Origin of the sequence: Streptomyces boncukensis (assembly GCF_011045075.1) — a bacterium.
In the GTDB taxonomy this organism is placed as follows: Bacteria; Actinomycetota; Actinomycetes; order Streptomycetales; family Streptomycetaceae; genus Streptomyces; species Streptomyces boncukensis.
The window spans coordinates 1-8,376 of record NZ_JAAKZZ010000341.1; the positions used below are offsets into that span (position 1 = coordinate 1).

The following is an 8,376-nucleotide window of genomic DNA, read 5'->3' on the forward strand; positions in this document are numbered from 1 at the left end:
CCCTCCCGGTGCCCGCACCGGCGCCGGTCCCGGCACCGGCCGCCGCCCGGCGCTGCCGCGCGCGGCGCAGCAGGGCCTCCTCGCGGGCTGCGGCGTCCGCGGTCACCGGCTCTCCCCCGTCGCTCCGGCGTCCTCGTCGGCGAGCGCGCGTTCGACGAGCACGGCCTGGTCCGCCACGGTGGGCGCGGCGAAGAAGGCGTTCAGGGACAGCTCGACGCCGAGGTCCTCGCGCAGGTCCTCCACCACGGCCAGGGCCAGCAGGGAGTGCCCGCCGAGTGCGAGGAAGTCCGCGTCGGGCGCGGCGACGCCGGCGCCCAGGACGCGGGACCACGCGTCGGCCACCACCCGCTGGAGCGGCGACAGCGCCTCCGGGGCGCCCTGTTCCGGGGCGCTCTGCTCCTCGCCGCTCTCCTCGGACGCGGTCGGCGGCCGGGCGGCCAGCCGGGCGCGGTCGACCTTGCCGGTGGCGGTGAGCGGCAGCTCGTCCACCGGCTGCCAGCTGTTCGGCACCAGGTGCGGGGGCAGTTCGGCGCTCAGCCGGTCGCGCAGCTCCGCGGCGTGCGGCGGCGGGGCCCCGTCCCCGGGGACGACGAACGCGGTCAGCCGCGCGTCGTCGGGTGCGGGGCGGCGGACGACCACGGCCGCGTCCGCGATCCGGGGGTGGCGGCGCAGCGCGTGCTCGATCTCGCCGGGCTCGATCCGGTAGCCGCGCACCTTGACCTGGTCGTCGGCCCTGCCGTGGAAGCGCAGCACACCGTCCGGGCCCGCCGAGACGAGGTCGCCGGTGCGGTAGCGGCGCCCCTCCCCCGCGCCGGGGAAGCGCTCCGCGGTCAGCTCGGGCTGCCCGAGGTAGCCGACGGCCAGCCGGGGGCCGCCGAGCCACAGTTCGCCTGTCCCGCCCGGCGGCAGCGGCGTGCCGTCCTCGCCCCGCACCTCGGCCACGGCGCCCGCGATCGGGCGGCCGAGGGGGACGGGCCCGTCGCAGTCGGCGTCCGTGACACGGTGCGCGGTGGCGAAGGTGGTGGCCTCGGTCGGCCCGTAGCCGTTGACCAGCTCCAGCCAGGGGTGGGCGCGCAGCACCGTGCGGGCGTGCCGCGCCGACAGCGGCTCACCGCCGACGACCACCGTGCGCAGCAGCCCGAACAGCGGCGAGCGGCGGTCGGCGAGCTGGTGGAAGAGGGCGGTGGTCAGAAAGCCGACGGTGGCGCCGAGCCGCTCCGCGTCGCGCGCGAGCCCGTCCAGGGAGCCCCGGCCGCCGGTGGAGACGGCGACGGCGGCACCGTTGGCCAGCGCGACCCAGGTCTCGAACGCCGAGGCGTCGAAGGCGAGCGGCGAGTGGCACAGCACCCGGTCGCGCGGGGTGACGGTCACGTAGTCCGGCTCGGTGACCAGTTGGGCGATGCCCCGCCGGGTGAGCCCGACCGCCTTGGGCCGCCCGGTCGAGCCGGAGGTGTACATCACATACGCGAGGGTGTCATCGGCGTGTTCGGGACCTTCGTACACGGCGGGCCCGGCGTCCGCGGACGCCGGCTCCCAGCCCGCGGGCAGCGCGAACGCCTCCGCTCCCGGGATGCCCGCCGCCTCCAGCGCGCCCTTGTCGCCGACGGTCAGCGCCACCGAGGCGCCGGAGAGCATGGCGCTCAGCCGGGGCCGCGGATAGCCCGGGTCGAGGGGGACGGAGTGGCCGCCCGCCCACCACACGGCGAGCTGGGCCACGACGGTGCGGGCGGCGTGCGGGAGCAGCAGCCCGACGGCGGTGCCCTCCGCCACGCCGCGCTTCCGCAGCTCGCCGGCCAGCCGCGCGGCCGAGAGCGCGAGTTGCCCGTAGGTGAGGGCGGTGTCGCCGTCGAGGACGGCGAGCGCGTCGGGGGTCCGGCGTGCGTGCGCGGCGACCCTCGCCATGAGCGTGCGGGTGCGGCTTCCCTCGAACGGGGAGGTGCCCCCATGGCTGGCCGCCTCGACGGGGCCGGCCGCGCCCGGGTGCTCTGCGCCCCCGTACTCCTCGGCGCTCATTCCGCGCCACCCCGCTCCGCGGCGGTGCGGTCGTCGACCAGCGCCGCCAGGGCCCGCAGATCCGGCTGGCGCAGGGCCTCCGGGGCGCGCAGCCGCACGCCGCACTGCTCGTCGAGCGCGGCCAGCAGGCGGGCGGCGAGCAGCGAGGTGCCGCCGGACTCCAGGAAGCCGTCGCCGGGTGAGAGGCCGGGCTGCGCCAGCAGTTCGCGGCAGACCCGGACGACGAGCCGCTCGGTGTCCGTATCGCCGTCGTCGGCGGAGCCCTGCGGGGGTGGTGGTGCGGCGGTCGGCAGCGCGGCCCGGTCCACCTTGCCGTTGGCGTCGAGCGGGAACTCCTCGACGTACCGCACGGTCTGCGGCACGGCCTGCTCGGGCAGCCAGCCGCGGACGCCGCGCAGCAGTTCGGCGGGTTCGCACGGGGCGCCGGGTGCGGCCTCGACGAAGGCGGCCAGCGCCGTGCCGGCGGGGGTGTCCCGCGCGGCGACCACGGCCCGGCTCACCCGAGGATCGCGCTCGAACGCGGCCTCCACCTCCGCCGGTTCCACCCGCACCCCGCTGATCTTGACCTGGCCGTCCAGGCGGCCGAGGAACTCCAGCACGCCGTCCGCGCGCATCCGCACCCGGTCCCCGGTGCGGTAGACCCGTCCGGTCCCCGGCACGCCGGGCGGCGGGGGCACGAAGCGGCGGGCGGTCAGCTCGGCGTCGAGGTAGCCCAGCGCGAGCGGGCCGCCGCCGATGCGCAGCTCCCCCGGCTCGCCCCGGGGCACCGGCCGCCCCGCGCCGTCGGTGACGCACACCAGCGCGCCGTCGACGGGCGTGCCGATCGGGGGCGGCCCGCCGGCGTCCGCGGCGGCCGGGTCGAGGGTGTGCAGGGTGGTCATGACGGTGGCCTCGGCGGGCCCGTACGCGTTGTGCACGCGCGCCGTGACGTCCGGGCCCGGCCAGCGGCGCAGCCGGTCGCCGCCGATGCACAGGTGCCGGAGGTCGGGCAGGTCGGGCCAGGGGCGTGCGAGGACCAGCTCCGCCAGCGGCGTGGGCAGCACGGCTGCCGTCACCCGGGCGCCGCGCCACCAGCCGGTGAGCGCGTCCGGGTCCCAGCGCACCGCCTCGGGCGGCACGCTGAGCGCGGCGCCGGTGGTGAGCGCGGCCCACAGCTCCTTGAGGTGCGGGTCGAAGGAGACGCCGACCAGCAGGCTGTGCCGGGCTCCGGGGCCCAGGCCGACCAGCGAGCCGTACCACTCGGCCAGCGCGGCGAGCGAACCGCCGCCGACGGCCACGGCCTTGGGCTCCCCGGTGGAGCCGGAGGTGAGCACGGCGTAGTGGGTGCCCTCGGGGACGGCCGGGGCCGCGGGGGCCGCAGGCGTCTCGCGGAGTACGGCGGCCACCCGGGGCGCGGCGTTGGCTCCGGCGTCCGGGAGCGGCAGCGGCAGCGGCTCGCCGGTGCCCGCGGGCAGCAGCGCCGGGTCGCCGATGAGGCAGCGCACACCGAGCCGTTCGGTGACGGCGGCGAGCCGCCGCTCCCCCGGGCGGAGCCCCAGCGGGAGGTAGACGGCGCCGAGGCGGGCGAGGGCCACGGCGGTGGCGACGAGCGCGGCGGACCGGTCGAGGCACACGGCGGCGATCTCACCGGCGCGTATCCGGCCGCGCAGCGCGTCGGCCGTGCGGGCGGCGAGGGCGTCCAGTTCGGCGTAGGTCCAGGTGAGGTCGCCGTCCTCGACGGCGGGCGCCCCGGGGTGCTCGCGCACCTGCCGGGCGTAGCGGTCCAGCAGGGTGCGCGGGCCGTGCGGCGTGGCGGGGGCGGCGCCGCGCAGCACGCTGAGGGCGTCGTCGGGTACGGCGGTCTTGCGTACGGCGGTCTCGGTCATGGCTCCTCGATTCGGGTCGCCGGTCACCCCAGGCCCATGGCCCGGGCGACGATCACCTTCTGGATCTCTGACGTGCCCTCGATGACGGTCATCATCCGGACATACCGGTACAGGAACTCCAGCGGGTGCCCCCGCACCCACCCGGTGGCGCCGTGCACCCGCAGGGCGCGGTCCACGACGCGGACCGCGGTCTCGGACGAGGTGAGCTTGGCCAGCGCCGCGTTCTCGGGCGCCTCCGTGCCCGCGTCCACCAGCCGCGCGCAGGCGAGCGTCAGCAGCTTCGCCGCCTCGATCTCGGCGCGGCTGGTCACCAGGTGCTCCTGGATGTGCTGGTAGGCGCCGATCCGCTCGCCGAAGGCGCGCCGCTCGCGCGCGTAGCCGACGCCCTGCGCGAGCGCGTACTCGGCGATGCCGTCGCACATCGCGGCGACCACCAGCCGGCCCCGGGAGAGGCTGTCGATGCCGTCGCCGCGCGCGGCCCCGATCCCCTCCTCGCCCCCGATGACGGCGTCCGCCGGCACCCGCGCGTCCTCCAGCAGCACCTCGTACAGCGGCTCGCCGGACATACCGGCGTAGCGCTGCCCGATCCGCAGCCCGGGGTTGCCCGCCTCGACCACGAAGCCGGTCGGCTCCCCGTCCACGGCGGCGACGACGAGGGTGAGGTCGGCGCCCTCGGCGTTGCTGACGAAGGTCTTGCGGCCCCGCAGCACCCACTCCCCGGTCGCCGGGTCCCGAGTCGCGGTGCTGGTGAGGTGGAACGCGTCGGATCCGGCCTGCGGTTCGGTCAGCGCCAGACAGCGGGTGGTCTCGCCCCGTACGAGGGGCAGCAGATAGCGCTCGACCTGCTCGGGCGTGCCGCGCCGCAGCAGCGGGCTGGGCCCCTCGGAGCCGGCCAGCGCGCTGGGCGCGAGCGGGCACCCGCTGCGGCCCGCCGCGTGGTGCAGCAGCGCGACGGCGGTGAACGGCATCCCGGAGCCGCCCAGTTCCTCGGGGTGGTCGCCCGCGTAGAAGCCGAGTGCGGCGGAGCGGCGGCGGACGTAGCCGCGCATGTCCTCCGGCGGCAGCTCGCCGCTCTCCGGGAGTTCGGCGGCGAGCGGCTCCAGCTCGCGGCGGACGAACGACTCGAAGGAGGCGACGAGGTCCCGGTGCTCGTCCTCCAGGACGGAGGACGGCGTCCGGCCGGTGGCGGCGGGCGCGGTCATGCGGTCGGCTCCTCAAGTGCGGCGGCCTGGTCGGCGAGGTGCGGATGCCGGAACAGCAGCCGCAGCGGCGGGCGGTGGCCCGTGTGCTCCTCCAGCCAGGCCGCGAGCTGCGCTGCGAGCAGGGAGTGGCCCCCCACCTGGAAGAAGTGCGAGTCGGGTGCGAAGGCGTCGTGGCCGAGGACCGCGCGCCAGCCCTCGGCGAGCCGGGCGACGCCCCGGCCGGCGTCCCGGAACGCGTCCTCGCGGCCGGCGCCCGCTCCCCCGCCGGCCCCGGCGGCATCCGCGCCGGCCGCACCCGCGCCGGGGAGTTCGGCCGCCGTACGGGCCAGAGCCGTGCGGTCCGGCTTGCCGCCGGGCAGGGTCGGCAGCGCGGGCAGCGGGACCCAGCGGGCGGGCACCAGGGCGAGCGGCAGCCGCCCGGCGAGGTCCCGGTGCAGGGCCGCGGGGTCGGGTGCCTCGCCGGTCTCCAGGAAGCCGGTGAGCCGGGGGCCGCCCTCGGCGTCCGGCTCGTGGACGACGGCGCACGGGACGCCGCTCACCGCCGCCGCCACGGTCTCGATCTCCTCCAGCTCGACGCGGTAGCCGCGCAGCTTGACCTGGTGGTCGCGGCGGCCCAGGAAGCACACCCGGCCGGCCAGGTCGCGGTAGCCGAGGTCGCCGGTGAGGTACGCGCGGGCGCCGCCGAGCGCGTCGACGGCGGGAAACCGGGCCGCCGTGGCCTCCGGGTTGCCGAGGTAGCCGTCGGCCAGCGCGGCGCCGGTGACGGCGAGCTCGCCGACGGCCCCGGCGGGCAGCGGGCGCAGCCCGGTGTCGAGGACATGGATCCGGGTGCCGGGCAGCTCGGTGCCCAGCGGCACCTCGGCGGCGTCGGCGAGTTCGGCGGTCTCCACGCGGTGCACGGTGCTGGTGACGGTGGCCTCGGTCAGCCCGTAGGCGTTGAGCACCGTCGTCCCGGCGGCGGCGCAGGCGTCCAGCAGGCCGCGCAGCGCGGCGGCGGGCAGCCGCTCGCCGCCGAGCACCAGCAGCCGGGGCGACCAGCGGCCGTCGGACAGCGCCTCCGCCAACTCGCCGCTGACGGCCCGCAGATAGCTGGTGGGCAGGTTGCCGACGGTGACCCGGCGGGCGGCGAGCACGGCTGCCAGCTCGGCCCCGGTGGGCACCTCGCGCTGCGGGGCGACGAGGCAGGCGCCGGCCAGCAGCGAGGGCAGCGCCTCCTCCAGCGCGACGTCGAACGAGGGCTGGGCGAACAGCAGTACGCGGTCGGCGGAGCTCAGCGCGTACCGCTCGGCGACGGCGGAGACGAAGCCGGCGAGCGCGGCACGGCTGACGGCCACCGGCTTGGGCAGCCCGGTCGACCCGGAGGTGTGGATGACATAGGCGACCCCCTCCAGCGCCCCCGGAGCGCCGGGGTCGGCCGCGCCAGCGTCGGCCGCGCCGGGGTGCGCCGCGCCCCCGTCCGCCGCGCCCCCCTCCGGCGCGGCGGACGGGAGCGGGGCCCCGGCGGGGCCGTCCAGCAGGTCCAGGGGCAGGCCCTCGGCGGGCAGCGCGAGGGCGCTCTCCCGGGTGGCCAGCACCAGGGCCGGGTTCAGGCGGCGCAGCAGCTTCTCCAGCCGGCCCCGGGGGTCGTGGGGCGACAGCGGGCAGTAGACCGCCCGGGTGCGCAGGCAGGCCAGCAGGGTGACGAGGGAGTGTTCGCCGCGCGGCAGCACGGCGGCGACCGGCTGCCCTGCCGTCACCCCGGCGGCGCGCAGCCGCCCGGCCAGCTCGTCGACCTGCCGCCGCAGCTCCCCGTAGCTGAGCTGCCTGCTGCCGCTGAGGAGCGCGGGCCGGGCGGCGTCGTGCCGGGCGAGCGGGTCGAGCGCGGCGTCGGGGTCGGCGTCCGCGGCCCGCGGCTCCGGTACGGGCTGCTGCCCGGCGCCGGAGGCAAGGGCAGCGAGGGGGCGCTCCGGCGCGTCCAGATAGCCGCGCAGCAGGTCCAGGAAGCGGCCGGCGAGCAGCCGCACGGAGTCCTCGGCGAACATGTCGCGGTCGTAGTCCCACACCAGCGTCATCCCGGCGGGGCCGCCGCGCGGGCCGACGACGCGCCGGTCGTCGGGGATCAGCACGAGGTCGAGGTCGAAGCGCGTGGTGCCGGTGTTGAACCCCTCGTGGAGGGCGACCTCCAGCCCCGGCACGTCGATCTCGGGAAGCGGCGCGTCGTGGGCGCTGAACATCACGCTGAACAGCGGGTTGTCCGCGCCTCCGGTGTGCAGGCCCAGCGCCCGGGTCAGCTCCTGGACGGGCACGTCCTGGTGCGGCAGCGCGCGGATGAGCCCGTCGGTGGCCTCGTCCACGGCCTCGGCGGCCGGCGCGGCCGGGTCCGGGCGCAGCCGCAGCGGGATGGTGTTGACGAACATCCCGACCGTGTCCTCGTAGCCCTCGGGCCGGTTGCCGACCGCCGTACCGACCACGAGGTCGCCGCGCCCGCTGTGCCGGCGCAGCAGCTCGGTGAAGAGGGTGAGCAGGGTGGAGAAGGGGGTGTGCCCGGCCCGCCTGCTCCGGTCGCGGAGCCGCTCGGCGAGGTCGGCGCCGATGGCCTGGCGCAGCTGCCCGCCCGCGTGCCGCCGGACGGCGCCGGGCCGGGCGAGGCCGGGCAGCGGCGCGTCGAAGGCGGCGTCGCGCAGCTCGCGCTCCCAGTACGCGAGCCCGGCGGCGCGCCGCCGGGGGTCGGCGGCGGCCCGCGCGTAGCGCTCGTAGGACGGGGCTTCGGGCAGCTCCAGCGGCTCGCCGAGCACGCGGGCGCGGTAGGTCGCGAAGACGTCGTGCAGCAGCAGGGCGAACGACCGCCCGTCGTGGACGAGGTGGTGCTCGACGTGGATGAGCCGGTGGTGCCGTGCGCCCAGCCGCGCCAGGCACCAGCGCAGCAGCGGCGCCTCGGCGGTGTCGAGCGGGGTGGTGGCCTCGGTGCGCAGCGCCGCCTCGAAGGCGCGCTCGGGGTCGGCCTCGGCGGTCAGATCGAGGGCGCGGATCCGGGGCGCGCAGCGGTCGTTGACGCGCTGCCGGGGCAGCGCGCCGTCGCGGGCGACGAGTTCGAGGCGCAGTCCGGGGTGCCGCTGGAGGGCGTGCCCGAGCGCGCCGCGCAGCGCGTCCTCGTCGAGGTCGCCCCACAGGTCGACGGTGGCGGTGAAGTTGTAGGCGCGGCTTCCCGGCAGCAGTTGCTCGTGCAGCCAGACGATCTCCTGCGACGGAGACAGTCCGAACATGGTTTCCTCCCCTGGGAGTGGCGGGTCGGGCGGGCCGTCACAGCGCCGGGTGGG

At 77.9% G+C, this 8,376-nt stretch carries 4 protein-coding genes; all 4 read right to left on the reverse strand.

What is annotated here, in order from left to right; genetic code table 11:
* Positions 1-102: 102 nt before the first annotated feature.
* Genes G5C65_RS25865 through G5C65_RS25880 form a run of 4 tightly spaced genes read right to left on the reverse strand, consistent with a single transcriptional unit; the run spans position 103 to position 8,322 of the window.
* Entirely contained in the window at positions 103-2,013 is a 1,911-nt protein-coding gene (locus tag G5C65_RS25865; protein ID WP_165301341.1) for a non-ribosomal peptide synthetase, read from the reverse strand.
* Positions 2,010-3,878, reverse strand: coding sequence for an amino acid adenylation domain-containing protein (locus tag G5C65_RS25870; protein WP_165301342.1), 1,869 nt, complete (start codon positions 3,876-3,878; stop codon positions 2,010-2,012). The genes G5C65_RS25865 and G5C65_RS25870 overlap by 4 nt, the downstream gene beginning before the upstream one ends.
* Before the next feature lie 23 nt (positions 3,879-3,901).
* Entirely contained in the window at positions 3,902-5,080 is a 1,179-nt protein-coding gene (locus G5C65_RS25875) for an acyl-CoA dehydrogenase family protein (protein WP_165301343.1), read from the reverse strand.
* Complete coding sequence (locus tag G5C65_RS25880; protein ID WP_165301344.1) at positions 5,077-8,322, reverse strand: non-ribosomal peptide synthetase; 3,246 nt, start codon at positions 8,320-8,322, stop codon at positions 5,077-5,079. Before G5C65_RS25880 ends, G5C65_RS25875 begins: the two co-directional genes overlap by 4 nt.
* Between the last annotated feature and the right edge of the window lie 54 nt (positions 8,323-8,376).